The sequence below is a fragment of the Pseudomonas sp. F007 genome, from assembly GCF_057814275.1.
Genome location: NZ_JBVATA010000005.1, coordinates 81,231 through 107,992, shown reverse-complemented (window position 1 = coordinate 107,992; position 26,762 = coordinate 81,231). Strand labels below are relative to the sequence as shown.

At 61.2% G+C, this 26,762-nt stretch carries 23 protein-coding genes; 9 read left to right on the top strand and 14 right to left on the bottom strand.

Going from position 1 to position 26,762, the window contains the following annotated elements; all coding sequences use genetic code 11:
- Window positions 1–27: 27 nt before the first annotated feature.
- Entirely contained in the window at window positions 28–789 is a 762-nt protein-coding gene (locus ACZYR5_RS13405) for a class II aldolase/adducin family protein (protein ID WP_489090453.1), read from the bottom strand.
- A 167-nt stretch (window positions 790–956) separates the two neighbouring features.
- On the opposite strand from ACZYR5_RS13405, the gene ACZYR5_RS13400 reads away from it, so the two are divergent.
- Entirely contained in the window at window positions 957–1,574 is a 618-nt protein-coding gene (locus ACZYR5_RS13400) for a hypothetical protein (protein WP_489090452.1), read from the top strand.
- Window positions 1,575–1,599: 25 nt separating this feature from the next.
- On the opposite strand, the gene ACZYR5_RS13395 is transcribed toward ACZYR5_RS13400, so the two are convergent.
- The 4 genes from ACZYR5_RS13395 to ACZYR5_RS13380 are packed head-to-tail and all read right to left on the bottom strand — an operon-like array spanning window position 1,600 to window position 5,420.
- A complete protein-coding gene (locus ACZYR5_RS13395) occupies window positions 1,600–1,758 on the bottom strand; it encodes a hypothetical protein (RefSeq protein WP_489095171.1) in 159 nt (52 codons plus the stop codon).
- A gap of 19 nt (window positions 1,759–1,777) precedes the next feature.
- Complete coding sequence (locus ACZYR5_RS13390) at window positions 1,778–2,554, bottom strand: hypothetical protein (protein ID WP_489090450.1); 777 nt, start codon at window positions 2,552–2,554, stop codon at window positions 1,778–1,780.
- Between the two features lie 19 nt (window positions 2,555–2,573).
- Entirely contained in the window at window positions 2,574–3,350 is a 777-nt protein-coding gene (locus ACZYR5_RS13385) for a hypothetical protein (protein ID WP_489090449.1), read from the bottom strand.
- A 27-nt stretch (window positions 3,351–3,377) separates the two neighbouring features.
- Entirely contained in the window at window positions 3,378–5,420 is a 2,043-nt protein-coding gene (locus ACZYR5_RS13380; RefSeq protein ID WP_489090448.1) for a lipase family protein, read from the bottom strand.
- A 431-nt stretch (window positions 5,421–5,851) separates the two neighbouring features.
- Here ACZYR5_RS13380 and ACZYR5_RS13375 point away from each other — a divergent pair, with 431 nt between their 5' ends.
- Together ACZYR5_RS13375 and ACZYR5_RS13370 are read left to right on the top strand one after the other, a co-directional pair.
- A complete protein-coding gene (locus ACZYR5_RS13375; RefSeq protein ID WP_489090447.1) occupies window positions 5,852–7,807 on the top strand; it encodes an oxidoreductase in 1,956 nt (651 codons plus the stop codon).
- 336 nt (window positions 7,808–8,143) lie between these two features.
- The gene (locus ACZYR5_RS13370) at window positions 8,144–8,737 is read left to right on the top strand and encodes a cupin domain-containing protein (protein ID WP_489090446.1); all 594 of its coding nucleotides are present in this window, start codon (window positions 8,144–8,146) and stop codon (window positions 8,735–8,737) included.
- On the opposite strand, the gene ACZYR5_RS13365 is transcribed toward ACZYR5_RS13370, so the two are convergent.
- On the bottom strand, window positions 8,734–9,666 hold the full coding sequence (locus tag ACZYR5_RS13365) for a helix-turn-helix domain-containing protein (protein ID WP_489090445.1): 933 nt from the start codon (window positions 9,664–9,666) through the stop codon (window positions 8,734–8,736). The genes ACZYR5_RS13370 and ACZYR5_RS13365 overlap by 4 nt on opposite strands.
- A 162-nt stretch (window positions 9,667–9,828) precedes the next feature.
- On the opposite strand from ACZYR5_RS13365, the gene ACZYR5_RS13360 reads away from it, so the two are divergent.
- The 3 genes from ACZYR5_RS13360 (at window position 9,829) to ACZYR5_RS13350 (ending at window position 13,748) form a co-directional block, all read left to right on the top strand.
- The gene (locus ACZYR5_RS13360) at window positions 9,829–11,187 is read left to right on the top strand and encodes a glutamine synthetase family protein (protein WP_489090444.1); all 1,359 of its coding nucleotides are present in this window, start codon (window positions 9,829–9,831) and stop codon (window positions 11,185–11,187) included.
- 162 nt (window positions 11,188–11,349) lie between these two features.
- Window positions 11,350–12,438 (top strand): polyamine ABC transporter substrate-binding protein, encoded by a 1,089-nt coding sequence (locus ACZYR5_RS13355; RefSeq protein ID WP_489090443.1) that lies wholly within the window; start codon window positions 11,350–11,352, stop codon window positions 12,436–12,438.
- Window positions 12,435–13,748, top strand: a complete 1,314-nt coding sequence (locus ACZYR5_RS13350) for an NAD(P)/FAD-dependent oxidoreductase (protein WP_489090442.1) — start codon at window positions 12,435–12,437, stop codon at window positions 13,746–13,748. Before ACZYR5_RS13355 ends, ACZYR5_RS13350 begins: the two co-directional genes overlap by 4 nt.
- A 73-nt stretch (window positions 13,749–13,821) precedes the next feature.
- Here the strand turns inward: ACZYR5_RS13350 and ACZYR5_RS13345 are convergent, their stop codons facing one another.
- Both ACZYR5_RS13345 and ACZYR5_RS13340 read right to left on the bottom strand, forming a co-directional pair.
- Window positions 13,822–16,083 carry an ATP-dependent DNA helicase gene (locus ACZYR5_RS13345; protein WP_489090441.1) on the bottom strand — a complete coding sequence of 754 codons (2,262 nt, stop codon included), beginning with the start codon at window positions 16,081–16,083 and terminating at the stop codon, window positions 13,822–13,824.
- Window positions 16,080–17,732 (bottom strand): VRR-NUC domain-containing protein, encoded by a 1,653-nt coding sequence (locus ACZYR5_RS13340; RefSeq protein ID WP_489090440.1) that lies wholly within the window; start codon window positions 17,730–17,732, stop codon window positions 16,080–16,082. Before ACZYR5_RS13340 ends, ACZYR5_RS13345 begins: the two co-directional genes overlap by 4 nt.
- Window positions 17,733–17,916: 184 nt before the next feature.
- On the opposite strand from ACZYR5_RS13340, the gene ACZYR5_RS13335 reads away from it, so the two are divergent.
- A complete protein-coding gene (locus ACZYR5_RS13335; RefSeq protein ID WP_489090439.1) occupies window positions 17,917–18,141 on the top strand; it encodes a YgdI/YgdR family lipoprotein in 225 nt (74 codons plus the stop codon).
- Between the two features lie 58 nt (window positions 18,142–18,199).
- On the opposite strand, the gene ACZYR5_RS13330 is transcribed toward ACZYR5_RS13335, so the two are convergent.
- From ACZYR5_RS13330 to ACZYR5_RS13310, 5 genes are all read right to left on the bottom strand, one after another.
- Window positions 18,200–18,754 (bottom strand): hypothetical protein, encoded by a 555-nt coding sequence (locus ACZYR5_RS13330; protein ID WP_489090438.1) that lies wholly within the window; start codon window positions 18,752–18,754, stop codon window positions 18,200–18,202.
- A gap of 193 nt (window positions 18,755–18,947) precedes the next feature.
- Window positions 18,948–20,042 carry a polyamine ABC transporter substrate-binding protein gene (locus tag ACZYR5_RS13325; protein ID WP_489090437.1) on the bottom strand — a complete coding sequence of 365 codons (1,095 nt, stop codon included), beginning with the start codon at window positions 20,040–20,042 and terminating at the stop codon, window positions 18,948–18,950.
- A 52-nt stretch (window positions 20,043–20,094) separates the two neighbouring features.
- Window positions 20,095–20,436, bottom strand: a complete 342-nt coding sequence (locus ACZYR5_RS13320; protein ID WP_489090436.1) for a cupin domain-containing protein — start codon at window positions 20,434–20,436, stop codon at window positions 20,095–20,097.
- A 29-nt stretch (window positions 20,437–20,465) separates the two neighbouring features.
- The gene (locus ACZYR5_RS13315) at window positions 20,466–21,872 is read right to left on the bottom strand and encodes an NAD(P)/FAD-dependent oxidoreductase (protein WP_489090435.1); all 1,407 of its coding nucleotides are present in this window, start codon (window positions 21,870–21,872) and stop codon (window positions 20,466–20,468) included.
- A gap of 51 nt (window positions 21,873–21,923) precedes the next feature.
- Window positions 21,924–22,739 carry a helix-turn-helix domain-containing protein gene (locus tag ACZYR5_RS13310; protein WP_489090434.1) on the bottom strand — a complete coding sequence of 272 codons (816 nt, stop codon included), beginning with the start codon at window positions 22,737–22,739 and terminating at the stop codon, window positions 21,924–21,926.
- Window positions 22,740–22,961: 222 nt separating this feature from the next.
- Here ACZYR5_RS13310 and ACZYR5_RS13305 point away from each other — a divergent pair, with 222 nt between their 5' ends.
- The gene (locus ACZYR5_RS13305) at window positions 22,962–23,237 is read left to right on the top strand and encodes a DUF1652 domain-containing protein (RefSeq protein WP_489090807.1); all 276 of its coding nucleotides are present in this window, start codon (window positions 22,962–22,964) and stop codon (window positions 23,235–23,237) included.
- A 3-nt stretch (window positions 23,238–23,240) separates the two neighbouring features.
- On the opposite strand, the gene ACZYR5_RS13300 is transcribed toward ACZYR5_RS13305, so the two are convergent.
- Window positions 23,241–25,736, bottom strand: coding sequence for a UvrD-helicase domain-containing protein (locus ACZYR5_RS13300; protein WP_489090433.1), 2,496 nt, complete (start codon window positions 25,734–25,736; stop codon window positions 23,241–23,243).
- A gap of 254 nt (window positions 25,737–25,990) precedes the next feature.
- Here ACZYR5_RS13300 and ACZYR5_RS13295 point away from each other — a divergent pair, with 254 nt between their 5' ends.
- Window positions 25,991–26,686: a pirin family protein gene (locus tag ACZYR5_RS13295; RefSeq protein ID WP_489090432.1), complete on the top strand. Its 696-nt coding sequence runs from the start codon at window positions 25,991–25,993 to the stop codon at window positions 26,684–26,686.
- Window positions 26,687–26,762 lie beyond the last annotated feature (76 nt).

Sequence of the window (26,762 nt, the reverse complement as noted above, 5' to 3'; positions counted from 1 at the left end):
GTCAACAACAATACCCAGAATCACCGATCAATCCCGATACCCCGGCGCCACCCGATCCAGCAACCGCAACATCGCCGCCCAGGCCAATTGCATGCCATCCGGATCACTCAACTGCCCTTCTTCCAGCGGCCGCCCCGGGTCGTTGAACTGACGCTCGGTGTGCGCACAGACCTCATGGGGTGGCAGCAGCAGTTCGCCGGCCGCCTGCGCCGCCAGTTGAATCTCGCAGGCCTTTTCCAGGTAATACATGCGCAGGAACGCCTGGCTCACCGTCTCGCCCACAGTCAGCAACCCATGGTTGCGCAGCATCAACACCGACTTGTCGCCCAGGTCCTGCACCAGTCGCTGCTGTTCGCTCAGGTCCAGCGCCACGCCTTCATAGTCGTGGTAGGCGACGCGGCCATAGAATTCCATGGAAATCTGGTTCACCGGCAGCAATCCACACTTCAAGGCCGCTACCGCACAACCGGCCTTGGTATGGGTGTGCAGCACGCACTGGGCATCATCACGGGCGCCATGGATCGCGCTGTGGATCACGAAACCGGCGGGATTGACCGGGTACGGCGACGGTTCCACCGCGCGGCCTTGAAGGTCGATCTTGACCAGGTTGGACGCGGTGATTTCGTCGAACATCAGGCCATAAGGGTTGATCAGGAAGTGATGCTCCGGCCCCGGCAGGCGCACCGAGATGTGGGTGAAGATCAGGTCGGTCATGCGAAAGTGCGCGATTAGGCGGTAACAGGCCGCCAGTTCCTCACGCAGGTGTTGCTCTGTGGCATTGTTATTCATGGTGCTCCCCCAGTCTGAACGGCAGGCGCAGACAGTAAGGCTGGACGCACAGGCTCGTCCAGTCGCTACGTAGACCCGATGCAGAGAAATTAACTTACAGGACTGACCACGACCGAGCGCAATCAAGTGCCTATCGTGGCCACCCCCAATGTTCGGAAACCGTCGACATGTCCGACTCGAAACGCGCTTCCCAGGCCCTCGCGCTGGCGGCTTTGACAGCAACCTGCCTTTGCGCCTTCGCGGCAGACTTGCCGAGCGACAGGCCTGGCATCATCAGCGCGAAGCATCCCATCTGGCTGCTCGAGCAGCCTTATACCGACAATCCCCTGCTCACCGCCCGCACCCCTGGCACCAGCATTTATGCTGATCATCAGGTTCACGCCACCTTGCAAATCAGCTGTCATCCGCAGACTCGTGGCGCCAGCCTCACCCTGCAAATCGATCCGCGTGCGCTGGGTTTTGATTACCAACCCTTCGAGGGCAAGGATGCCAGTGCTCATGGCCCCTTGAAGCTGACGATCGGCGATCGTGCTTTCAGCGATCAGTGGGTAGCCGGAATGTGGGCAGCCGGCGGTGCGCTTCAGGTCGGCAGTATTTTTGCCATTGCCACCGGTATTCCTCGCGACGAGTTGGCCTATTGGGCAGACCATGCTTCACCCGGCCAGACGCTGACGCTCTCGCTGGCGTCGGCAGCCGCGAATAGCCCGTCGCTCACCGCGGTTTTCACTTTGCCGCAAAACAACCTTGGCCTGCGGCAGGTGATCCAGCCTTGTCTTGATCGATAACCCAGGCGCGTCCAGCCTTGCGGGCTTACTTGCTGGCCCAGGCGTTGAAGCGCTCCTTCAGTTCCTCGCTGTGATCGATGGTCATCTGCTCGCTGTCAGCCGGTGGCGACAGGCTTCGATCCTTGGCGCAACCGCCCAGGCTGACGAGCAGGCCGAGCAGTGCTAGGGGCATTTTTTTGATCATGGTCGGGTCCTTGACTCGCTCACTGTCGACCTTCGGCGGCCAGGCGAATGGCTTCGAGCTTGCGGAAGTTGGGCTTTGCTCGACCATCCGTCACGACGCTGCCGTCGGGATAGGTGAAGCGGGTGTGATTGCCTTTTTTCTTCTCCTTGGGTTCCACGGAGGAGACCAGGAAATCGGAGTGCAGGACGGGTTCGAAATACACCTGTCGGGCATTCAACGCTTTGTATGTCAGATAGATATGCCCCTCTCCCGTGAGGTTGATATCTTTTCTATAGCCGCCTAGAAAGCCCTCACTTAACCAAGGGTAGTAGTCCTTTCTGACCGATAGTTCGCCCTCTACATGGATGGGTAGCCCTCCGCTTCTGGAGGGTCGATTTTGATCGAAACTGACGCCGATTCCCCCACCTGCCCCCCACGACACCCTTTCGCCAAAATCAGTGGGATTTGCGTATACGACACCGAATTCAATGTTGCTCAAATGCCATTCACATGTGCCGCCTCCATCCATTGGCAACCTGACTTGGTACAGGTCGCTTTGCCCCACTCGCTGCAGCTGCACATTGATGCCGTGATACCCCTCCAACTCTACGCGCTGGCCGCTCGCGCCATGGGTGATGTACTTGCATACCGCCGAGCGATACATCGCGTTCAGGGTTTTCGTTTCAAGTTCCTTGGGCACTTTGACAGTGATGGTCATCTGCTCGCTGTCAGCCGGTGGCGACAGGCTTCGATCCTTGGCGCAACCGCCCAGGCTGAAGAGCAGGCCGAGCAGTGCGAGGGGCATTTTGTTGATCATGGTCGAGTCCTTGAAGTGCTCACTGCTTCCCTTCGGCGGCCAGGCGAATGGCTTCAAGCTTGCGGAAATTGGGCTCTGCACGTCCATCCGAGACGACGCTGCCGTCGGGATAGGTGAAGCGGGTGTAGTTGCCTTTTTTCTTTTCCTTGGGTTCGACGGAGGTGACCAGGAAATCGGAGTGCAGGATGGGTTCGAAATACACCTGTCGGGCCTGCAGGGCTTCGTACATCAAGTAGATATCTCCCGCACCTGCCAGGCTGACCCGTTTCCGGTAGCCGCCCAGAAAGCTTTCTTTAACCCACGGGTAATAGTGCTTCTTTATACGTAAATTGCCCTCCGTTCTGAAAGTGTACCCACCACTTCTAGAGGGTCGGTTATGGTCAAACATCACCACCACGCCCCCTCCCGCTCCATATCTCACGTTCTCACCAAATCGGCCGGGATCGGCATAGGCGACACCGAACATTACATTGCTCAAATGCCATTGACAGGCACCGCCACCATCCATCGGCAGCTTGACCTGGAACAAATCGCTTAGTCCCACTCGCTGCAACTGCACATCGATGCCGTGATAACCCTCCAGCTCTACGCGCTGGCCGCTCGCGCCATGGGTGATGTACTTGCATACCGCCGAGCGATACATCGCGTTCAGGGTTTCCGCTTCAAGTTCCTCGGGCACTTTGACGGTGATGGTCATCTGCTCGCTGTCAGCCGGTGGCGACAGGCTTCGATCCTTGGCGCAACCGCCCAGGCTGACGAGCAGGCCGAGCAGCGCAATAGGCATTTCCTTGATCATGGTCAGGTCCTTGTGAGCGCTGCACATTCAGCTGTAGGTACGTTCGTAGCTGTCCCGGGGATCTGCGACCGCATCGAAACGTTGCAGGGCCTGGGCGCCGCCGTCGGCCAGAAGGGTGCTGCGCAGGGTCGCACTGACCATGCCCTGCAATTCGAGAAACACCTGGTTGCGTGCCCGTTCGTCCTCGACCAGGTGGGCGTACCACTCGGCGGTCTCTTTTTCGAATTTCTGCCGGGTCCGTTGGCGCTCCAGCAACGGCGTACGCGCCGGGTTGAGCGCCTCGAGCAGTTGGCCGTGAATGTACGGCTGGTAGTCGTTCATCAGGTGCTTGCCGATCCCCAGGATCCGTCCTGCCCTGGGGTTGGCGAAAGGCGGAAAAAAGGTCGCCCGACTCTCGGCGGTCAGTGATCGGGTCAAGCGTTGCTGGGATTGTTCTGCCTGCTGGTCTTCGTCGGGGCTCAGGCTGGGCACCAGGTACAGCTTGGTTTTTTCCATGAGGCGGCGGGTGACGGTGGTGTAGTACGGCGCCCCGAGTCCTTCCTTGTTGCGGTAGGCCGGGTAGCGCGAGCCCTGCTCGCTCATGTGCTGTTCGGCGCGGAAAAACATGGCGATTTCACCGTGATGACAGAAGGGGTCGCCATGTTTGAAGACCTGGCTGGCGAGCAGTTGCAGCAGCGACCAGCCGAACCCCAGGGTCGTACCGAGGGGGCCGTAGAGGTCGTACAGATGGTTGTCCAGCGCCGCTTCGGGCGGCACGCTGGGGATCGGGTCGATGTCGTTGACATGACGAAAATGCACGATCTCGCTCAGTCCCTGGACGGCCTTGAGGGTGAAGGTGCGGGGCATGCCGTAGGTGTATAGAAGCGGGTTTCGCGCTTTCAAAGCGGCCGCATGGACCAAACCTAGGGCGCCGCCGAGACTGTGGCCGCAAATGAACAGGTCTTTATTGAATGACTCAGAGTGAATTATTTCAGCCAGATCCCTGGCATAAATCCTATTTGCCAAATCAAACGCGTCGCGAAAACCCAGGTGCACACTGCCTTCGGGCGTCAGATCGGCACAGCGCGCCTTGGGCTCGCACAAACTCTCGACTGTCGGCTGGACCGGGCGGAAGGTTGCGTCGGTTTTCAGATCAGCGAAGCCATCCATTTCCGTGCCGCGCCAGGCCACCAGCACCTGGGTGGCGCTGATGGCATAAAACAGCTGGGTATCCCCCTCGGGCGGCACCGCCTTTTTCGTGTCGAGCATCAACCCTCTGGTGTAGCGCTGATTGAACGGTACATCGGTGACGATACACAGCAGGTTCTGGCCGTTATCCCAGACCCGTGGCGTGCGCGACAGATCAAGGCACTGCTGCAGGAAGAATTCTTCGACCGAGCCGAGACTGTTTTGCTCCATGGTGCTGTAGGCCAGAATGCTCATCAATGCCAGGTTATAGGCGTTGACCAGGCTGTAATTCGGTTGATGGTGCAAGGTCAATGACCAGGCGCGCAGCGGACACAGCTCCAGCAGATGACGACGATCCAGGCCTTCGTAATCGACGGTAAAGCCACTGAAACTTGGGTCCGGAAAGTGATAGGCCGGCAATTGAGCAGGGTCGGTCAGAGGCGGGTCGAACTCCGGCAATCCATCGCAAACCTGACCGATCCGCAGGTAGTGATACGCCTGCCCGGCAGCGCTGGCCTGCGCTTCCAGGGGCGAAAACCCCGGGCGTTGCGCTTGATGCATAGGGAATCGATGACTGATGTTGGGCCGATCCGGCTCCGGACGCACGGCACGCAGGCGGCGGCCTTGCAGCAGTTCGGCCAGTGGGTTGGCTTCCAATAGCAAGGTCAGCGGAATCGGGAACAGGCCCTCGATGCGAATCACGCCTTGCGCATCGCTGCGCCCTGTCGACTCTTTCGCAAGCCCCACACAAGTGGCTTCGTTCACCGCGCGGTAAGGCACATTCGCCAGGGGCTCGCCCAATTCGTCCAGCAGTTGAAACTCTATCCAGTGCTTGATTTGTTTGCCGCAGATAACCGTCTTGAACGGGTTCAGGGTGTCCGTACGGTGGTGGGTATCGTTCATATCAGTCCTTGAGTCCGCAGGTGTCCATGCAGTGGTCAGGGTGACTTGAATGGGACAAAGGCCCACTCCGACAACCTGAAAGGGGAAGTTCGAAACGGCCGGGAGTTTGACCATGAAATGCCATGACGGCATCCCCTTACCCTGCAATCCAGACGGGGACTACGCGCTTATCAGAAACTTCCTGCGTGCGAGAAATGGTCATGCGAGTAAATAAATAGGTTGATTTTTTACTGTCAGTAAATTTCTATAGGCGCAAATAACAACAACCCTATGCGTCTGCCGCTGTTGCTTTTGTAGGAGCGAGCCTGCTCGCGATGAACGTTAACGATGACGCGTGCTGCCTGGTTAAACGCGTCGTTTGCGAGTTCTTCGCGAGCAAGCTCGCTCCTACAGGGGATGCTGGGGATCAGCCTGACTGGAGTATGCGCACCATGTCGTCCACCGCCTTCGCCCACCTGTTCGAACCGCTGCAGATCCGTGGCAAGCGCCTGAAAAACCGGATCATGTCCAGCGGTCACGACACGTCGATGCCCACCGATAACCTGGTCAACGAGCAGTTGATCGCCTATCACCGGGCGCGTGCCGAAGGCGGTGTCGGGTTGATTGTGTTGCAGGTGGCCGGGGTGCATGACAGTGCGCGCTACACCTCCCATGTGCTGATGGCCACCGATGATGCGTGCATTGCCGGCTATCGCGCCTTGGCCGAAACCTGCCATGCCCACGGCACCGTGGTGCTGTCGCAGATTTTCCATCCGGGTCGGGAAATCATGGAGTCCAGCGATGGGCTGCTGGCGGTGGCCTTCTCGCCGTCGGCGGTGCCCAACGAGCGTTTCCGGGTGATGCCGCGTGCGCTCGACCAAGGGATGATCGATGAGATCGTTGCCGGTTACGGCGCTGCAGCCCGGCGTCTGCATCAGGCCGGGATCGATGGCGTCGAGGTGGTTGCCAGCCACGGTTACCTGCCGGCGCAATTCATCAACCCACGGGTCAACCGCCGTACCGATGGCTACAACGGCGACCTCGAACTGCGCCTGCGTTTCCTGCGGGAAGTGATCGCCTGCGTGCGTGCCAACACCGACGAGCAGTTCATCATCGGCCTGCGGATTTCGGCCGATGAGCGCGACCCCGAAGGCCTGACCGAAGACGAATCGCTGCTCGCCGTGCAAGCGCTGCAGGGCGAACTGGATTACGTGCACATCGTCGCCGGCACCTCGGCGTCCTTGGGCGGCGCGGTGCACATCGTGCCGCCGATGGCCATCGAAGCCGCCTATCTGGCCCGGGAAGCCGGGACCTTCAAGGCCGGTTTGTCGGTTCCGCTGTTCGTCACCGGGCGCATCAACCAGCCCCAGGAAGCCGAGTTGATCCTCGCCCGTGGCCAAGCCGACGTTTGCGGCATGACCCGCGCACTGATCTGCGATCCACAGATGCCGAACAAGACCGACGCCGGCCGCGCCGAAGACGTGCGCGCCTGCATCGCCTGCAATCAGGCGTGCATCGGCCACTTCCACAAGGGCCTGCCGATTTCCTGCATCCAGCACCCGGAAACCGGCCGCGAGTTGATCTACGCGCAACGCCAGCCGGCGCAACGGCGCAAGCGAGTGATGATTGCCGGCGGTGGCCCGGCGGGGATGAAAGCCGCCGCCGTGGCGGCTCAACGTGGACACGAAGTAACGCTGTACGAAGCCAGCGCGCAGTTGGGCGGCCAGGTGCTGTTGGCGCAATTGCTGCCACGCCGGGCTGAATTTGGCGGTGCCAGCACCAACCTGCAGCGTGAAATGGAGCTGGCCGGGGTGCGTGTGGTGCGCAATACCCGGGTCGACCGAGCGCTGGTGGAGCAGCAGAAACCCGATGTGCTGATCATCGCCACCGGCGCCCAGCCCTATTGGCCGCCTTTCGAACGCGGTGGCGAATTGCAGGTGGTGGATGCCTGGCAGGTGCTGCGCGACGAAGTGCAGGTGGGCCGTTCGGTGGTGGTGGTCGACTGGCGTTGCGACTGGATCGGCCCCGGCATCGCCGAACGCCTGGTGCGCGCCGGGCATCAGGTGCAACTGGCGGTCAACGGCACCCATTGCGGGGAAAACCTGCCGCTGTACGTGCGCGATCAACTGGCCGGCGAGCTGCACAAGCTCGGCGTGCCGATCACCCCCTACGCCCGGCTCTATGGCTGCGACGACAACACGGTGTACCTGCAACACACCGCCAGCGGCGAGCCGATGTTGCTGGAAAACATCGACACCCTGGTGTTGTGCCAGGGGCATCAACCAGTGGATACGCTCGGCAGCGAGGTGCAGGACCTGGTGCAGATCCGCCGGATCGGCGACTGCCTGGCCCCGCGCACGGCTGAAGAAGCGATTTATGAAGGACTGAAAGTCGCCTGGAAGCTTTGAGGCTGTTTATACTCCGGGGCTTTGTGGGTTCACCTCCAGTCCTGCGCAACCTCACAAACCTGTGGGAGCTGGCCTGCCAGCGATGAGGGCAGTGCAGTCAATATCTCTGTTGGCTGGACAACCGCCATCGCGAGCAGCGGAACGCCGCCCGGGCTGCTCCTACAGGGGTTTTGGGTTGTTCACAGGATTTGTGTTCATTACAAAACACTGTGGGAGCTGGCTTGCCAGCGATGAGGCCAGTGCAGTCAACATCTCAGTTGGCTGGACAACCGCTTTCGCGAGCAAGCTCGCTCCTACAGGTTTTCGCGCAGCGTAGCCTCTGGTACGGAATCAAGCATGAGCACCACCACCACCACGCCCCAACCCGACAGCGCCTCACCGCATTTCCTCGGCACCCGCATCCGTGGCCTGCGCAAGCGTCGGGGCATGACCCTGGCGCAGTTGGCGCAGCTGAGTGAATTGACCGCCGGCTACATCAGCCAACTGGAGCGCAACCTCGCCTACCCGTCGATCCCGGCGTTGTTCAATATCGCCCGCAGCCTGGGTGTGACCATCCAGTGGTTCTTCGCCAGCGAAGCCAACACCGCTCCCGAAGACGACGGCGTGGTGGTGCGCAAGAACAGTCGCCTGAGCGTGCATTACGAAGACGGCATCGTCGACCAGTTGCTCACCCCGCAACCCAACCGCCAACTGGAAATGCTCCACTCGCGCTTCCCCCCCGGCACCTACAGCCAGCAGAGCTACAGCCACGAAGGCGACGAAGCCGGCTACCTGCTGTCCGGCACTTTCGAGTTGTGGGTCGGCGAGCGACATTTCCAGCTCAGCGAAGGCGACAGCTTCAGCTTCCCCAGCCAGCAGCCGCACCGCTACGGCAACCCCGGCGAGGTAGATGCCGTGGTGATCTGGGTGATTACTCCGCCGACTTTCTAGCGCCGCCCTCTTCCGGCGACCTGCACCACCGGTGCGCGTTTGAGGGTGTCGCTGGGCAGCTCCTGGAACAGGGCACGGTAGCTGCTGGAAAAACGCCCCAAATGCCAGAACGACCAGTGCATCGCCACTTCGGCGACAGTGGTTTGCTCGGGGTCGCGGCTGAGCAGGTCGCGGCGCGCGCTGTTGAGGCGGCGCAGGCGCAGCCATTGGCTCGGCGCCATGCCGGTGAATGTCTTGAAGGCGTGCTGCAACTGACGCAGGGACACCCCGGCGACACTGGCCAGTTCCAGCAGGTTGAGGTTTTCTTCCGGGGTGTCCGCCGCCCACTCGCCTACTCGCTGCATGATCACCCGCTCCCCGGCGCGACGCTGCAACGCGCCCGGGTCGAGGCGCACACAGGCGTTGTCGAGGATGAACAGGCAATCGTCCAGCAATTGCTCGGTGAGGACTTCACGGCTGGGCGGATCAAGGGTCTCTGAGAGTCGGGTCAGGGTGCCGCTGAGCCAGCGGCTGAACAGCGCGTTCTGCTGGCAATTGAGCGGCGCGAGGAACAATCCCTCCAGGCGCTCGCTGGACAACCCATGACGCTGCACGAACTCGGGACCGAACACCACGGCCACTTCCTGGTAGTTCTCCGGGGTGATCCAGATGTTGCGACACTCGCCATTCAACACATACAGCGCGTTGTCACTGCGATCAAAACAGAACGCCAGCGCCCCCGGTGGCGCGCTGAAATTCTGCTCGACCCGGGTGTTCATGCACTCCTCGTAGATCTCCACACCCTGCAGGTCGAGATAGCGCACCCGGCCGGCGAAATGCCCCGGCGACATCTGCTGGTAGTGCTGCACCCAGCCAGGGGTGGCACGGATCTGGTCGGCGACATCGGCGGTGGTGAAAGCCTGCACGTGCAACGGGTTTGGCGCTGTCATGAGAAAGTCCGCGCACTCTTTTGGTGCGCTTTGCGGCTGCGGAAAGTGGATAGATAAGGACCATAACTGTCGCCCAAGATAGACCTCAACGCGCTTCAGGGGAAGCCTCTGTGCAAAGCCTGCCGGACCCTGGCGCGGTATAAAACCAATAACGAGGTCTTTATGAACGCCCCTTTCGATCAGCTCTCCACCTGGCTGAAAGATCACAAGATTACCGAAGTCGAATGCGTGGTCAGTGACCTGACCGGTATCGCTCGCGGCAAGATAGCGCCCACCAACAAGTTCCTGCATGAGCGAGGCATGCGCCTGCCGGAAAGTGTGCTGTTGCAAACGGTAACCGGGGACTTTGTCGACGACGACATCTACTACGACCTGCTCGATCCGGCCGACATCGACATGGTCTGCAATCCGGTGGCGGACTCGGTGTACGTGATCCCTTGGGCGATCGAGCCGACGGCCATCGTGATCCACGACACCTTCGACAAGTTCGGCAACCCGATCGAGCTGTCGCCGCGCAACGTGCTGAAGAAAGTCCTGCAGCTGTACACCGACAAGGGCTGGCAGCCGATTGTCGCGCCGGAAATGGAGTTCTACCTGACCCAGCGCTGTGAAGACCCGGACTTGCCACTCAAGGCGCCGCTGGGTCGTTCGGGTCGTGCGGAAAGTGGCCGGCAGTCGTTTTCCATCGACGCCGCCAACGAATTCGACCCGCTGTTCGAAGACGTCTACGACTGGTGCGAAGCCCAGGGCCTGGACCTCGACACGCTGATCCACGAAGACGGCCCGGCGCAGATGGAAATCAACTTCCGTCACGGCGACGCCCTCGACCTCGCCGACCAGATCACCGTGTTCAAGCGCACCCTGCGCGAAGCGGCGCTCAAGCACAACGTTGCCGCGACCTTCATGGCCAAGCCGATTGGCGACGAGCCGGGCAGCGCCATGCACCTGCACCAGAGCGTGGTCGACAGCGTCACCGGCAAGCCGATCTTCGCCAATGCCGACGGCAGCATGAGCGAGCTGTTCCTGCACCACATCGGCGGCCTGCAGAAATACATCCCGAAACTGCTGCCGATGTTCGCCCCTAACGTGAACTCGTTCCGCCGCTTCCTGCCGGACACCTCGGCCCCGGTCAACGTCGAATGGGGCATGGAAAACCGCACCGTCGGCCTGCGAGTGCCGACTTCCAGCCCGGAAGCGATGCGCGTGGAAAACCGCCTGCCTGGCGCCGACGCCAACCCCTACCTGGCAATCGCCGCCAGCCTGCTCTGCGGTTACCTGGGGATGATCGAACAGATCGAACCGAGCGCCGCCGTCGAAGGCCGCGCCTACGAGAGGCGCAACCTGCGCCTGCCGATCACCATCGAAGACGCCCTGGCGCACATGGAAGACTGCGCGACCATCGAACGCTACCTGGGCAGCAAGTTCGTGCGCGGCTACGTCGCGGTCAAACGCGCCGAGCATGAGAACTTCAAGCGGGTGATCAGCTCGTGGGAGCGTGAGTTCCTGATGCTCAGCGTCTAACCCAAACCAACCCCGATCCCTGTAGGAGCTGGCTTGCCAGCGAAGGTACGCGATCATCCTGAAGAGACGCGGCGTCCTCGAGTCCATCGCGAGCAAGCTCGCTCCTACAGTGGTGTGTCGGTGAACACCCCAGACAAACCCATAATTCCAAGAGGTGTCGTTATGCGTCTATTGAAAACCCTGGTCCCCGCCACCCTCGCGCTGTTGTGCAGCGCAGTGGCCCAGGCCCAACCCAGTGTCAGCGTGTACAACTGGACCGACTACATCGGCGAAACCACCCTCGCCGACTTCACCGCGAAAACCGGGGTCAAGGTGGTCTATGACGTGTTCGACTCCAACGAAACCCTGGAAGGCAAGCTGCTCGCCGGGCGCACCGGCTATGACGTGGTGGTGCCTTCCAACCATTTCCTTGCCCGCCAGGTCAAGGCCGGGGCGTTCCTCAAGCTCGACCGCGAGCAACTGCCGAACTGGAAGAACCTCGACCCGAAACTGCTGACCCTGCTGGAGAAAAACGACCCGGGTAACGCGCACTCGGTGCCGTACCTGTGGGGCACCAACGGCATCGGCTACAACGTCGACAAGATCAAGCAGGTGCTGGGGGTCGACCACATCGACTCGTGGGCGGTGATGTTCGAGCCGGAAAACCTGAAGAAACTCAGCCAGTGCGGCGTGTCGATGATGGACTCGGCCGACGAGGTCTACCCGGCGATCCTCAACTACATGGGCATGGACCCGCGCAGCGAGAAAGTCGAAGACTATAAAAAAGCCGAAGCCAAGCTGCTGACCCTGCGCCCGTACATCACCTACTTCCACTCCTCCAAGTACGTCTCGGACCTGGCCAACGGTGATATCTGCATTGCCTTCGGTTACTCGGGCGATGTGTTCCAGGCCGCCAACCGGGCCAAGGAAGCCGGGAACGGCGTCAATATCGCCTACGCGATTCCCAAGGAAGGCAGCAACCTGTGGTTCGACCTGCTGGCCGTCCCGGCCGATGCCGGCAACCCGCAGCAAGCCTATGAGTTCATCAACTACCTGCTCGAACCCGAGGTGATCGCCAAGGTCAGCGCCACCGTGGGCTACGCCAACCCGAACCCGGCGGCCAAGCCGTTCATGGACCAGGAGCTGGTGAACAATCCCGAGGTCTATCCGCCCCAGGCCGTGCTCGACAAACTCTACATCTCGACCACCCCGAGTCCGGAAATCATGCGCCTGATGACCCGTTCCTGGAGCAAAGTGAAGTCCAACAAATGAATCAGTTCACTGACCTCAACCCGGCCCAGGAGCACGCCCGCTCCTACTACGCCGCCACCGCCAAGGGCTTGCAGTCGCGCCCGGCGCTGAGCGGTGATCTGGATGCCGATGTCTGCGTGATTGGCGGCGGTTTTACCGGCGTCAACACGGCCATTGAACTGGCCCAGCGCGGGCTCTCGGTGATCCTGCTGGAAGCCCGGCGCATCGGCTGGGGCGCCAGTGGGCGCAACGGCGGGCAGCTGATTCGCGGCATCGGCCATGACGTCTCGGGCTTCAGCCGCTATGTCGGTGAAGACGGCGTGCGTTATCTGGAGCGCGCCGGCATCGAGTCGGTGCAGGTGGTGGCCGACCGTATCAATGCCCACGACATCGATTGCGACTTGCGCTGGGGCTTTTGCGAACTGGCCAACACCCCGGCGCAATTTGCCGCCTTCAAGGAGGAGCAGGACAGTCTGCGAGCTCAGGGTTATGCCCACGAAACCCGCCTTGTAGCCGCGCAGGACATGCGCCAGGTGGTGAATTCGTCGGTGTACGCCGGCGGCCTGGTGGACATGGGCTCAGGGCATCTGCACCCGCTCAACCTGGTGTTGGGCGAGGCGCAGGTCGCCGAAGCGCTGGGGGTGCGGGTCTTCGAGCAGAGCCCGGTGCTGGAGATTGTCCACGGCAGCACAGTCCGGGTGCGATGTGCCACGGGGACGGTGCGTGCCGGGCATCTGGTGCTGGCCTGCAACGCGCATCTGGAAGAACTGGAGCCAAAGCTCAGCGGCAAGGTGCTGCCCGCAGGCAGTTACATCATCGCCACCGAGCCGCTGACGCAGCAGCAGGCTGCTGAGTTGATCCCGCAGAACCTGGCGCTCTGTGACCAGAAAGTCGGGCTCGACTACTACCGGCTCTCGGCGGACCGGCGCTTGCTGTTCGGCGGCGCCTGCCACTACTCCGGGCGCGATCCGGCAGACATCGCTGCGTACATGCGTCCGCAGATGCTCAAGGTGTTCCCGCAGTTGGCCAATACCCGGATCGACTACCAATGGGGCGGCCGGATCGGCATTTCCGCCAACCGCTTTCCCCAGGTCGGTCGCTTGCAGGCGCACCCCAATGTGTATTACGCCCAGGGATACTCCGGGCACGGGCTGAACGTCACCCACTGGTGCGCGCGCCTGCTGGGCGAGGCGATCCACGCCGGCCACAGCCAGGGCCTGGATGTGTTCAGTGCAGTGCCGCACCTGACCTTTCCTGGTGGGCGTGCGTTGCGCACGCCGCTGCTGGCGTTGGGGATGGCGTGGTATCGGGTGAAGGAGATGCTGGGCTGATGGCAGCAACCCGTAGGAGCTGGCTTGCCAGCTCCTACAGGGCCCGGCAGATGGGCGGTCTACAGGGCTTACCCTAACCACCACCCACCGACCACCACCCCGGCAACAACCGCTGCACCTTCGGCTCGGCAAAGCGGTCATCGATCAACATCACCACGCCCTGGTCCTGCTGGGTGCGGATTACCCTTCCAGCTGCCTGCACAACCTTTTGCAGGCCCGGATACAGATAGGTGTAGTCATAGCCGGCACCGAACATCATCGCCATGCGCTGCTTGAGCTGCTCGTTGACCGGGTTCAATTGCGCCAGCCCGAGGGTCGCGATAAACGCGCCAATCAAACGCGCCCCGGGCAAATCGATACCCTCGCCAAACGCCCCGCCAAGCACGGCAAAACCAATGCCCTGGCTGGACTCGGTGAATTGCTCGAGAAACCCCTGGCGACTGCCTTCGTCCATGCCCCGTGACTGCGACCACAAGGTAATGTGCGGATAGCGCTGGGCGAACAATTGCGCCACTTGTTGCAGGTAGTCGAAGCTGCTGAAAAACGCCAGGTAGTTACCCGCCCGCGCCTCGAACTGGCGCGCCATCAACTCGACGATCGGCGCCAGCGACGCCTGGCGATGGACGAAGCGCGTGGAAATCTGGCTGACCACCTGCACCTTGAGTTGCTCGGCGCGAAACGGTGATTCGACGTCGATCCACACCGTGTCCGCCGGCAGCCCCAGCAGGTCGGCGTAGTAGCGCTGCGGATTGAGGGTCGCGGAAAACATCACCACGCTGCGTGCCGCGGTCAGCCGTGGACGGATGAAACCGGCCGGTACCACGTTGCGCAGGCACAGCTGCGACAGGCTGCGCCCGGCCTTCGGTTCGCGCTTGCTGATGTCGAACAGGAACTGCTGGTCGAACAACTCGGCGACCCGGTTGAACTGCAGCGCGTCGAAATAGAAACGTTGCACCTCGCCGTCCAGGCCCTGGGGATGGTCGTTGAGGTAGTCACCGATGGCCGCGGTGCACAGCGACAAGGCCTGCAGCAGTCTGTCCGGCGGCTTGGGGTAAGCCTGATAGGCCGCGATCTGCTCCTTGTGCAGCGCATTCCATTCGCGGTTGAGCCGTTGCAGGCTCTTCTTCAGCGCCTCGGGTGCGAGCTTGCGCATGGCATTGAAACTGCCCTGATCGAGGCTCGCGCTGTACATCTGCCGGCCGCGCTCCACCAGGTTATGCGCCTCGTCCACCAGTACCGCGACCTTCCACTGGTTGGCCTGGCCGAGGCCGAACAGCAGCGCACTGAAATCGAAGTAATAGTTGTAGTCGGCGACCACCAGGTCGGCCCAGCGCGCCATTTCCTGGCTGAGGTAATAGGGACAGACCTGATGCGCCAGGGCGATCTCGCGCAGCGCCGCCTGGTTCAGCAGCGCGACCTGGCTGGCGGCTTGGCGGGCGGCGGGCAAGCGGTCGTAGAAGCCCTTGGCCAACGGACAGGATTCGCCATGGCAGGCCTTGTCCAGGTGCTCGCAGCTTTTGTCGCGGGCAACCATTTCCAGCACCCGCAACGGTAACGTCTCGGTGCTGTCGATGAGCACCTGGGCGGCGTCCAGGGCCAATTTGCGTCCCGGGGTCTTGGCCGTGAGAAACCACAGTTTGTCCAGTTGCTGCGGCGCCAGGGCCTTGAGCATTGGAAACAGGGTGCCGAGGGTTTTGCCGATGCCGGTGGTGGCTTGTGCCATCAGGCAGCGCCCGGTGCTGACTGCCTTGAACACCGATTCCGCCAGATGGCGCTGACCGGGGCGAAAATCCGGGTGCGGGAAGCGCAAGCCCTGCGCCGCCTGGTCACGCGCCGTACGATGGGCCATTTCCTGCGCAGCCCACTTCAGGAACAACTCACATTGCTGCTGGAAAAATGCCTGCAGGTCCTCGGCGCTCCAGGTCTCGACCAGGCTGGTTTCCTTTTCACTGACGATGTCGAAGTACACCAATGCCAGATTGACCACCGGCAATTGCAGGGTCTGGCACAGCAAGGCACCGTAGATCTTCGCCTGGGCCCAGTGCAGGTGGCGGTGGTTGGCCGGCATCCGTTGCAGGTCGCCACGGTAGGTCTTGATTTCCTCCAGGCGGTTTTGCTCGGGGTCGTAGCCATCCGCCCTGCCCTTGACCGTCAGCTCGCGGTATTCACCTTGCAGGGCCACCTCGTTCTGGTAGCTGGCGCTGCGCCGCGAGGCCACGGTGCGATGCCCGGCGATGCCCTCCAGGGCGGTGGGCGACGGGGTGAAGCGCAGGTCGAGGTCGCCAGCCTTGGCGGTGAACTCGCATAACGCCCGCACGGCGATGCGATACGTCACGCCGCGGGTTCCGCCCACTGCACATAGCACACGGCAATCGGCATCTGGTGTTCCTGGCAGAACTCCAGCCAGCGCAGTTGGTTATCCTGCAGCCGGTCGCCCGGGCCCTTGACCTCGATCATCCGGTAGCGGCGTTGTTCGGGCCAGAACTGGATCAGGTCGGGCATCCCGGCGCGATTGGCCTTGACGTCCAGCAGCAGGCGTTCGAACCAGTGCCGCAGGTGCTCGGCGGGCAAACACAGCAGCGCCTGTTCCAGTAGTTCTGCGGTCAAGACGCCCCAGAACAGGAACGGCGACTGCACCCCGGCCTTGTCGCGAAAACGCTGGCGCAGGGTATCGCGGTAGCGGCCATCGTCCAGCTCCGCCAGGCAGGCCTGGAACAGTTCGCTGCGGCGGGTCTGGAAATCCTCGCTCAACAGGTCCACCGGACCGCGCTGGAACGGGTGGAAAAAGGCCCCGGGCAGCGGCGCAAAAATTGCCGGCCAGCACAACAGGCCGAACAGCGAGTTGATCAGGCTGTTCTCGACGTAGTGCACCGGGGCATCCGGCTGATGGAGGTGGGCCTGCACATGAAACTCCACCGACAACGCCGGGTCGACCCGCAGCAGCTCGAGGTCCAGACGTTCCATTTGCCGGGGCTTGGGCCGTGGTGTGGGCGGCCCGCCGAGCTTGCGCCGCAAGCGTGGCAACACCCGCGCCAGTTGCTGCAGCTCGGCAGCGCTCTGCGGCGCCCGCTCGGCCTCGGTGGCCAGCGCCAGCGCCAATTCGTATTCGGCGCAACGCTCCAGCACCCGGATCAACCGCCCCCGCGCGCCGGGGTAAGCACTCTGGCGATAGAGGCCCAGCGCCGCCGGCCAATCGGCCACCCGCTCACAATGCTGGCCCAGCTGGAACAGCAATTTAGCGCGACGCCGCTCCAGCCAGGGGTTGGCGGTGTCCAGCGCAACAATCTGCGCCACCACCTCGTCCAGTGCCTCGCCAGCCTCGAAGCGCTGCTGGCATTCATGCAGATAGAGGAAGGCATCGACGTCATCCCGACTGCGCAAGCCCCGGGACTCGCTGCCGATCTCGACCTTCTCGTAGGTAAAGATACCGAGGTCAGCCAGGACGAACTCCGACCAGTCCTGATAGAGGTTGCCGAAGAACATCAGCCGCAGGCGATCGCACAGCGCCATGATGGTCAGGCTGAACAAGCGATCGTCCAGTTCCGGGTACCAGGCTTTCAGTGCCTGCGGTGGGTCCAGGCGCAAACGCAAATCTTCCAGCCATTGGCTTTTTTTCGCCTTGGGCTGTTCGATGGCCGTGCCGAAGCAGGCGAGAATTTCTGTCTTGAGCAGTACGTCGAATACCTGATCGAGGCTCAATGGCGCCTGTTCGTCGACCCACCCCAACGCCAACAGCGGCTCGACCGCCAGCGCCGGGTCGCCGATTTCCGCGTACTGCAGCTTGCCCAGGCGAAAATGCTCGCCCTTGCGCATGACCATCCGCACCAGCAGCGCCTGGGACGCACGGGGCAGCTCGGCAAAACTGTCGATGAAGGCTTGTTCCTGCGGGCTCAGCACGTCGGCATAGCGTTGCTCCAGCCAGGCAAGCACCTGCCGGAAGTTATTCAGATAGTAGAACGGATCTTCGAGCGGATTGGCGGTCACAAGTAGAAAGGGCCATGGCGAAATGAATACTGGTTATGCATACAGATATCAGCTTTCACGCCGCGCTGGCAACCGCAAAGGGATCAATGGCGGTTTCACCTGCATTTTCAGGGGGTAAGCGAACTTTCCTGAAGAACTCAGGACCAAACAGTCAGACGATATTCAGGCAACGAGAGATTACGACATGAACATCCGCACACTCAGCGCGCCTTTGGCCCTCACCGCCCTGCTGGCGCTGGCCGGTTGCTCGACACCGACGGTAGTGACCCTGCAGAACGGTACTCAGTACCTCACCGAGGACATGCCCAGGACCAGCGACGATACGGGCTTCGTCGAGTTCCGGGACATTTCCGGGGCGAAGGTCAAGGTCAAGGCGGATGATGTGGCCACCATCCGCAAGGAGGATTGAGCGGTAACTTGAAAGCCGCCACTGATGAGTGTGGGCGTGTCGGACTGTCGGCCGCCCACTAGATTTTTGTAATCTGGACCTTTGCCACTTTCTCACTGCATTCGACGCAGCGATCGAAGCTACTGAAATCTTCCCGCATGATCCGATCGAATTCCAATGCGCGTAGATCTATCCCCCCACTGCCATCGTCCAGCACGAGGGCAGCGACATCTTCGTCCGCTCCTGTACTTCTGGCCGCGGGCGGGGAATAAGAAGACATAGCAGGGATCTCTTTGTAGGGGGCATCGCTATCAAAGGTCTCTTTTCCATAGTGATAGGCCATATTCTTTCGCTGCTGTGCGGAGAGAACTGGGTCGGTAGCACGAGCAAGGCCAGCAATAGTTGCCCGGTCATAAAATTCTTTTACCAGTTTGTCGAGCGCCATGGTGTTTTTGGCACTGCCCAGGCTGATTGTAATCTTCCACTTCCCACGATTTGCGCCACGCAATACAACGTCCAGCGTCCAGATGGGCGCGCGATCGAATTGATCTGCCCATGCTTCAAGCAGCACGCGGACGTTTTTCGTCAATTGATCCAGAGTGTCGCTGCCAAACTCTCCCATGTGAGTGTTCATAATCGTTCTCCGCTTTGCTGGATGGAGAGCGCATTATGTGGACCTCGCTTACGATCACGACACTGTCAGTATTGACAGTTTTTAATACCCATTCGAAATAACCCAGCCAGTTCGATAAAACTTTCAGCGCATTTCCGGGGCGAAGGTCAAGGCGGATGATGTGGCCACCATCCGCAAGGAGGATTGAGTCCACTCAACTGCCGGTTCGGATCTTGTTCCACAAGCGCGTACGAATCCGATCGATATTCAGCGGCATGGCTTCGAGAGCGAACAACTTGCCCATCATCTCCGGGCTCGGGTAGACCTTGGTGTCGCTTTTGATCGCTGGGTCGACCAGGCTGTCGGCCGCCTGGTTTCCATTGGCGTAATGCACGTGATTGCTGATGCTGGCCATTACGTCCGGGCGCAGCAGGTAGTTCATGAAGGCGTAGCCGGCCTTCTCGTCCGGTGCGTCCGCCGGCATTGCCACCATATCGAACCAGATCGCCGCGCCTTCCTTGGGAATGGCGTAGCCGATTTCGACGCCGTTGTTGGCCTCTTTGGCGCGACTTTCCGCTTGCAGGATGTCACCGGAGAAGCCCACCGCAACGCAGATATCGCCGTTGGCCAGGTCGCTGGTGTACTTGGATGAATGGAAATAGCTGACGTATGGCCGCACTTTCATCAGCAGGGCTTCGGCTTTCTTGTAGTCCGCCGGGTCCTTGCTGTGGTGCGGCAGACCGAGATAATTCAAGGCCGCCGGTAACAGCTCCGGACCGTTGTCGAGAATCGCCACCCCGCATTTCTGCAGCTTCTGCATGTTCTCCGGCTTGAAGATCAGGTCCCAGGAGTCCACGGGGGCGTTATCCCCCAATACCGCCTTGACCTTGGCCACGTTGTAGCCAATCCCGGTACTGCCCCACAGGTACGGGAAGCCATGTTCGTTGCCCGGATCGTTGGTCTGCAAGGCCTTGAGCAGCACCGGATTGAGGTTCTGCCAATTCGGCAACTGGCTCTTGTCGAGCTTCTTCAATGCGCCCCCGGCAATCTGCCGCGCCATGAAGTGGTTGGAGGGAAACACCACGTCATACCCCGACTTGCCTGTCATCAACTTGCCATCCAGGGTTTCGTTGCTGTCGTAGACGTCGTAGCTGAAACCGATGCCGGTTTCTTTCTGGAAGTTTTTCATCGTGTCTGGCGCGATGTAGTCCGACCAGTTGTAGACCTTCACGGTCTCGGCCGCCTGGCTGAAGGTGGCGGCCAGGGTCAAGGGGGCGAGCAACAAAGCTGCGTAGGGCAAGCGGATCATGATTCGAGTCCTGTATGGCGTTGTTATTGGCAGGTTTCGGGTGATCAGAGGATCAGAAAATCAAGACGTAGGTCTTGCGCACGGTTTCCTGGATGTCCCAGATACCGGTGCTATTGGCAGGCAACATCAGTGCATCGCCCGCTTCTATATGCAGGGTTTCGCCATTGTCCGGGGTGAAGGTGCAGCGGCCCTGGATGAAATGGCAGAACTCCTGGGCAACGATCTGCCGCCGCCAACGGCCCGGGGTGCACTCCCAGATGCCCGTTTCGACGCCATCGCTGCGTTCGACGCTGGTGCTCGAGGTGATGGCGACCGGCTCGCCCAGGGGCACGGCAACCGGCGCCGATTCATCCAGACTGACGTGGGAGGTGTTCTTGAACTGGGTAATACTCATGCTGATACCTGTCGTTGAATTGAACGCTTTTAGTGCATGAAACCTTCCATGAACCCCGCCACCCCCATCGCCAACTTGCGCCGCCAGGGCGCACTGTCGGGATTGGCCAGGACCTGATCTTCATGGACAAAGCTGCGGATGATCGCGTTGTAGCCCAGCCAGCGCAGCGGCTCGGGTTCCCAGGCGCGCAGCGCATCGAGACCGCCTTCGGGGATGACCCAGGGCTGGTGGACCAACTCACTGTCGCGGCCCAGGATCAGCTCGGCCAGGGTGCGGCCGCCAAGGTTGCTGGCGCCGACGCCTTCGCCGCCATAGCCGCCTGACAGCGCGATGCCAGTGCGCTGGTCACAGAGCATGTGCGGCTTGAAGCGGCGGGACATGCCCAGGTTGCCGCCCCAGGAATGGCTGATCTGCACGTTTTTCAACTGCGGGAACAGCTCACCGAACAGGTAGCGCCGCAATTCGACCTCACTGCTGGTCAGGTCGAAGTTGTGGCGCAATTTGCCGCCGAACTGGTAACCCCCACGGGCACCGAACACCAGGCGATTGTCGGCAGTGCGCTGGCCGTACGTGACCTGACGGCTGCTCTCGCTGAACGCCTGACCCCGCTCAAGGCCGATGGTTTCCCAAGTGGCTGCCGACAGCGGTTCGGTGGCCACCAGCAGGCTTTGCACCGGTAACTGATAACGGCCCAAGGATCCCAACGACACGGCATAGCCTTCCACCGCTGGCACCACCCAACGGCTGCGCACGTTGGCTTTGGCGGTGCGCACGCTACCGGACTGCCAGGCCGTCACCGGGCTGTTTTCATAGATCTTTACCCCCATGCGCTCGACCGTACGGGCCAGGCCACGCACCAGTTTGGCCGGCTGAATGGTCGCGCAGTGCGGGGCAAAAATGCCGCCGTAAGGCTTGGCGACGCGCAACTGCTGTTCAAGCTGTTCAGGGCTCAACCAGCGGTAGTCGGCCTCGTTCAGACCCTGGGCGTACAAGGCATCCAGATAACCGCGCAGGCTGTACTCCTGCTCCGGGTAGCGCGCAGCGCAATAGAGCACACCGCCCTTGCGGTAATCACAGTCGATGCCTTCACGTTCGATGACGATCTCTACTTCATCAGGAATGCCGTGCAGCAGATCGAAGGACTCGCGCCGCTGTTCGGCAGGCAGCCCGGCCAACAGCCGGTCTTCGCCCAGCAGATTGCCCATCAGCCAGCCGCCGTTACGGCCAGAAGCGCCAAAACCGGCGATTTGCGCCTCGACGATGGCGATGTTCAGTTCCGGCGCCTGGCGCTTGAGGTAGTAGGCGGTCCAGAGCCCGGTGTAGCCTGCGCCGATGATCGCCACATCGACATCCAGGTCGTGCTCCAGCGCTGGCCGCGGCAGCAGCGGCTCTTCGAGCTGGTCCATCCATAAACTGATCGAGCGCCACGCTGGCATGCAAGTCTCCGCCACTGAAAGTTTCGATGGCGTTGATCCTAGTGCGTGGCCTCAGGGCTTGTCTTGCGCGCGTGCACGCAAGGAAATTTGCTGCACATAGGCCTTGGGCGACAGGCCGGTGTGCTGGCGAAAACAACTGTAGAACGCCGACAGTGAATTGAAACCTGCGGCGAAGGCCAGTTCGTCGGTGCGCAGCGGCGGCGTGGCGTGTTCCAGCGCCGCCAGCAAATGGCGCAAGCGCGCCTGGTTGACGTACCGGTAGAAACTCTGGCCCAGCACCTGATTGAACAGATAGGACAGCTGGTTGCGGCTGTAACCACAGGCCTCGGCCACCCGCTGCAGGTCCAGCTGCGGGTCGAGATAGGGTTGCTGGCGCTCGAAATACTGCTGCAGGTCCTGCGCCATAAAGCTCAGTTGCCGTGGCGACAACCCCAGGCGACTGGCCGCCGGGCGACTGCTGGCCGGCGCCCGGCTGGAAGGCTGCTCACGGACCAGCGAGGCGTATTCATTGACCTGCCAGATCAATCCGTCGCGCACGGTAATGGCTTCGCTGGAGCGAAACGACACCAGCCCTTCGCCACCGCGCAAGGTCATGCGGTACTGAATGAAGGCGGTATCGCCGTCGAGGCGAATCCGGTCGGAATGCTCCAGCGCCTCCTGCGGGTCGCGCGGCATGCTGCTGCGCACGTACTCGCGCAGCTCACTCAGGCCCAGCACCAGGTTCTGGAAAAAGTCGTGGTACTGGATGTCCGGGTGGTACAGCGCCATGACGCCGTCGAGGTCGCGGTTTTTCCAGCACAGGTGATAGCGCAACACGGTTTCACCGGTGGCCTGGGTTTGCAGGGGGCCATCTTCAGGGACGGACATGACGTTCTCAACGAGGTAAATGACGAGCTTGCCGGGCGCAATCACAGCACGGAACGTGATGCAGCGCAAAGAACCGTAATCTATCGCCAATCGAGCTTAAAAACCCGGCAACACCCATGAAAATGAATGCTATTTTTGATCATTCAAGCGGTTGGGCCATTGATGGCACTTCTCTCCTCCCATGAGTTGACGGAACGGCTCGATGTCGAAGGTGGGCAACAGATGAACAGGGCTTCGTTCAGCAAGGTGACATTCCCCAACGCCTGCCAGTTGATGCGCTGGCATTTCCATCCCGTGGGCTTCGAAGCGCACATGGATGCGCCGGGCAGCATGATCGCCCGGCTGTTTGATCGGGTCAGCGGCGAAACCCTGATTGCCATCGCCGGCATTCCCTGCGCCACGGTGATGAATGCCGCTGACGTCGAGCGCATCATCGAAGCGGTCGAGGATGAACTGGAAGCATTCATTCCCCCCGCCGCGCTCCGGCACATTGCCTGAGCGCTAGCGTTGCCGCCCCTGGCGCGCCGGTTCGTTGCCAGCATTGCGTAGATCAGCAAAAAACGGCTTGCCGGCAGGGATTCGGTCAGAGGCCCTGGGCATATTCACCGCCGTGCCCTCCTGAGCGTCAACGTACCAATGACAATGCTTCACCGCCCGGGTAATTCCGACATAGGCCAGGCGCAGGATCTCGTCTTTCTGCGCGCTGTCGTACGGCTCGGCGTCACCGTCCTTGCCGAGTCCCGCCATGCGATAGACCTGGTTCTTGTAGGGTGAACTGGTCAGGTGCTGGCAATCGCCCAACAGGAATACCGCATCGGCCTGCAGCCCCTTGGCACTGTGGTAGGTCAATTGTTTGAGGCGCCGCTGTGGGTACGGCAAGCTAGAATCAACATTAACTACAGATGAAATATGCTTTTCTATCAATAGCTTATCGCTGCCTTTTCGATACAACATCAAGATTGAATCGCCGTTTCGATAGTGTTCGGCCAGGCGCTGAGCGAGGGCGACTTCATCACGATCATGGATGTTGACCGGCCACAATTCCCCCACCTCGCCGCAAGCCTTGGCTTTCTTGCCCGGGATGGCCGGCGCCGCGCGCACAATGTGCTCGGCAGCATCAATGATGTGCTGGTGGCTGCGGTAGTTATCGCTGAGCATCACCCGGGTGGTGCTCGGTGAAGGGAATTCCTTGTTGAACTCCATAAAGTACTTGGGCGAGCTGCCGCGCCAGCCGTAGATCGATTGCCAGTCATCGCCGACGCACAGCAGCGACGAGCGCTGGGCCCCGCGCCCGACGTGCATGGCCGGGCCGCGTCGGCGAATCTCACCCAGGGTGGCGCGAATCCACGAGACGATCTGCGGCGAAACGTCCTGGAATTCGTCGATCATCAAGTGCGACATCGGTCGCAGCAGGTCATCCGGCAACAGCTTGAGGTTTTCCGGCGAGTGCTCGCTGAACAGCGCGAACATGCGGTTATAGGTCATGACCGGCGGCGACTGATCCAGCAGGTGGTCTTCGAAGGCGCGCCAGAACAGACTCAGCGCCTCGAAGAAAAACCGGTCCGGATCGTCCTTGGCGAAGGCCATCTGGCCGACTGCCGCAGGCACATCCAGGCCGAGGTTCTCGATAAAGCTTGCCGCCGCGACAAAACAATCGAGCAACGGCGCGCTGGCCAGCTCCCCCTTGACCTTGTAATCGAAGCCGGGACCGGCGCTGGCATCACCGGCCAGAGTACCGAGCACCCGTTTAGATGACTCGTAAACATCCAACCAAATCAATGGCTTACGACAGAAAGCTTGAAACAGGGTGCGCTTTACCGCCCATTCCGCGCGCACCGTCAGCTTGGCGTTTGGCCGGCAGAGCTGGGGGTTTTCCCGGGGATCGAAACCCAATACCACCCAGGCATCCAGCGAAGGAATGTAGCCATGGCAATGGAAGGTCGAGCCATTGATTTCGAAGGTTTGACGCTTGGGTTCGATGCCCTTGATCGGCCAGGCACCGGCGCGCAGCCACAGGTCCTCGACGGTATCGCAGAGTTCTTCGTCGCGCTTGGCCGCCAGTTCGGTCACCGCCATGCGTTTCTGCACGTCTGGGTGGTCGCGCTCCAGCTCCTTGAGCTGCAGGGCATGGCGCGATAAAGGCGTAATCAGCTCACGAAAGCGCTGATTGTCGGTGAACAGACGATGGAAGCAGGCGTTGAGGCGCTGGCGCTGAGTGTCGTTGATGCGCAGGTCGAACGGATTGCTGTCGCCTTCGGCGTCGTCGAAAAGTGAACGTTCGTTGAGGTTTTCGAAGGCTTGCAGACGCTCGAAACCCGGCAGGCTGCGGACCATCGGCAGGATCCTCGAGTGAAAGGTGCGCACCAGTTCGCGCGCCGCCTTCTGATCCAGCGGGCGCTGCCACAGGCCGAACAGATCGATCAGCTTGTTGATGAAGTCCTTGCGCGATTCGCGAGTGAACGTCACCACGGTCAGCGAATCGAGCTCGAAACCGAGGTAGTGCACCAGTAATACGATGCGTAGCGCCAAAGTGCTCGACTTGCCGGCGCCTGCCCCGGCGATCACCGAGGTTGACGGCGTATCGCTGAAGATCATCTTCCATTGCGCCGCACTCGGTTGCCCGTTCGCTGACAGCAGGCGCGCCACGTCGGCTTTCATGCGCTTCTTGATGTCGGCCGTCAGTGGCAACCGCCAATCATCGAACAGGTGCTCGTCAACCTTGGGCGCCGGGTGCTCGGTGCAACGGCTGTCGCGAATCAGCAGGACCTGCCGCCCTTCTTCCAGGCCTTCGGCCTTGCCTTCCTTGAAGCCGTAGTCGACGCCCGCGGTATGGCCGCTGCGAAAGCCGTCGGCCTGACCGTGCAGCCACGACGCGCGGTGCTGGGCGCGCAGGCGTGTCAGGCCATGGCCGAAGAAACGCGCGGCCAGGCGTTTGAACCAGGGCATCTCGGCCAGGGGCAAAAGCTCGGGAGGAAGATCGGGGATGTGACGCGGCACGCTGACTCCAGGGTGTGAGGCTGTTGTTGGCTATGGTGTCTGCATTTGCCGTTGAGTTCTAGTCAAATGCTTGTCGATCATTGGTTTAAGGGATGAAGTGAATGTTGTGAGGGATGTAAAGGGCCCAATTATAAATCGATCGATTCGATTGTTTTGACGCAGTTTTTACGCTTTTTATCGATTATTTATTGATAGATGATGCTCGCCATCAACCACGGTTCTCGATTGATGACGAACCTTTTCAGGAGACGATCATGCTTGAACTCAGACCCTTTGCCTCCCTGGGCGGCGCCAACCACGGCTGGCTGGATGCCCACCATCACTTTTCGTTCGCCGAGTACTACGACCCCAAACGCATGAACTGGGGCAACCTGCGGGTGTGGAATGACGACGTGATCGCCCCGGGCACCGGCTTCCCGACCCACCCGCATCGCGACATGGAAATCATCACCTACGTTCGCGAAGGTGCCATCAGCCATGCCGACAACCTCGGCAATAAAGGCCGTACCGAGGCTGGCGACGTGCAGGTGATGAGCGCCGGCACCGGGATCGCCCACAGCGAGTACAACCTGGAGTCGACGGCGACGCGAATCTTCCAGATCTGGATCGTGCCCAACCAGACCGGCCTGGCCCCTTCGTGGGGCGCTAAACCCTTTCCAAAAGGGCAACGTGAAGGTTTCGTGACCCTGGCCAGCGGCAAGGCCGGCGACGACCAGAGCCTGCAGATTCGCGCCGATGCGCGTTTGGTGGCAGCCAATCTGAAGGCTGGGGAAACCGCCGAGTATTCACTGGATGCCGGACGGCGCGCCTACCTGGTGCCAGCGACCGGGGTGATCGAGGTCAATGGCCTGCGCGCCGAAGCCCGGGATGGTGTGGCGGTGGCTGAAGAGCGGCTGCTGCGGGTGACGGCGATCGAGGACAGTGAGATTGTCCTGGTGGACTTGGCGTAAAGCCCCCTGTGGGAGCGAGCCTGCTCGCGATGAAGTTGACGCGGGTGTCGATGATGGCCTCATCGCGAGCAGGCTC

Bases quoted from the DNA above. Each gene is read 5' to 3' on its own strand.
- ACZYR5_RS13385 (WP_489090449.1), bottom strand. From the start codon at position 3,350: ATGATCAAGGAAATGCCTATTGCGCTGCTCGGCCTGCTCGTCAGCCTG.
- ACZYR5_RS13320 (WP_489090436.1), bottom strand. From the start codon at position 20,436: ATGAGTATTACCCAGTTCAAGAACACCTCCCACGTCAGTCTGGATGAA.
- ACZYR5_RS13390 (WP_489090450.1), bottom strand. From the start codon at position 2,554: ATGATCAACAAAATGCCCCTCGCACTGCTCGGCCTGCTCTTCAGCCTG.
- ACZYR5_RS13400 (WP_489090452.1), top strand. From the start codon at position 957: ATGTCCGACTCGAAACGCGCTTCCCAGGCCCTCGCGCTGGCGGCTTTG.
- ACZYR5_RS13310 (WP_489090434.1), bottom strand. From the start codon at position 22,739: ATGTCCGTCCCTGAAGATGGCCCCCTGCAAACCCAGGCCACCGGTGAA.
- ACZYR5_RS13305 (WP_489090807.1), top strand. From the start codon at position 22,962: ATGAACAGGGCTTCGTTCAGCAAGGTGACATTCCCCAACGCCTGCCAG.
- ACZYR5_RS13350 (WP_489090442.1), top strand. From the start codon at position 12,435: ATGAATCAGTTCACTGACCTCAACCCGGCCCAGGAGCACGCCCGCTCC.
- ACZYR5_RS13295 (WP_489090432.1), top strand. From the start codon at position 25,991: ATGCTTGAACTCAGACCCTTTGCCTCCCTGGGCGGCGCCAACCACGGC.
- ACZYR5_RS13365 (WP_489090445.1), bottom strand. From the start codon at position 9,666: ATGACAGCGCCAAACCCGTTGCACGTGCAGGCTTTCACCACCGCCGAT.
- ACZYR5_RS13375 (WP_489090447.1), top strand. From the start codon at position 5,852: ATGTCGTCCACCGCCTTCGCCCACCTGTTCGAACCGCTGCAGATCCGT.
- ACZYR5_RS13360 (WP_489090444.1), top strand. From the start codon at position 9,829: ATGAACGCCCCTTTCGATCAGCTCTCCACCTGGCTGAAAGATCACAAG.
- ACZYR5_RS13370 (WP_489090446.1), top strand. From the start codon at position 8,144: ATGAGCACCACCACCACCACGCCCCAACCCGACAGCGCCTCACCGCAT.
- ACZYR5_RS13355 (WP_489090443.1), top strand. From the start codon at position 11,350: ATGCGTCTATTGAAAACCCTGGTCCCCGCCACCCTCGCGCTGTTGTGC.
- ACZYR5_RS13325 (WP_489090437.1), bottom strand. From the start codon at position 20,042: ATGATCCGCTTGCCCTACGCAGCTTTGTTGCTCGCCCCCTTGACCCTG.
- ACZYR5_RS13405 (WP_489090453.1), bottom strand. From the start codon at position 789: ATGAATAACAATGCCACAGAGCAACACCTGCGTGAGGAACTGGCGGCC.
- ACZYR5_RS13380 (WP_489090448.1), bottom strand. From the start codon at position 5,420: ATGAACGATACCCACCACCGTACGGACACCCTGAACCCGTTCAAGACG.
- ACZYR5_RS13330 (WP_489090438.1), bottom strand. From the start codon at position 18,754: ATGAACACTCACATGGGAGAGTTTGGCAGCGACACTCTGGATCAATTG.
- ACZYR5_RS13315 (WP_489090435.1), bottom strand. From the start codon at position 21,872: ATGCCAGCGTGGCGCTCGATCAGTTTATGGATGGACCAGCTCGAAGAG.
- ACZYR5_RS13395 (WP_489095171.1), bottom strand. From the start codon at position 1,758: ATGATCAAAAAAATGCCCCTAGCACTGCTCGGCCTGCTCGTCAGCCTG.
- ACZYR5_RS13335 (WP_489090439.1), top strand. From the start codon at position 17,917: ATGAACATCCGCACACTCAGCGCGCCTTTGGCCCTCACCGCCCTGCTG.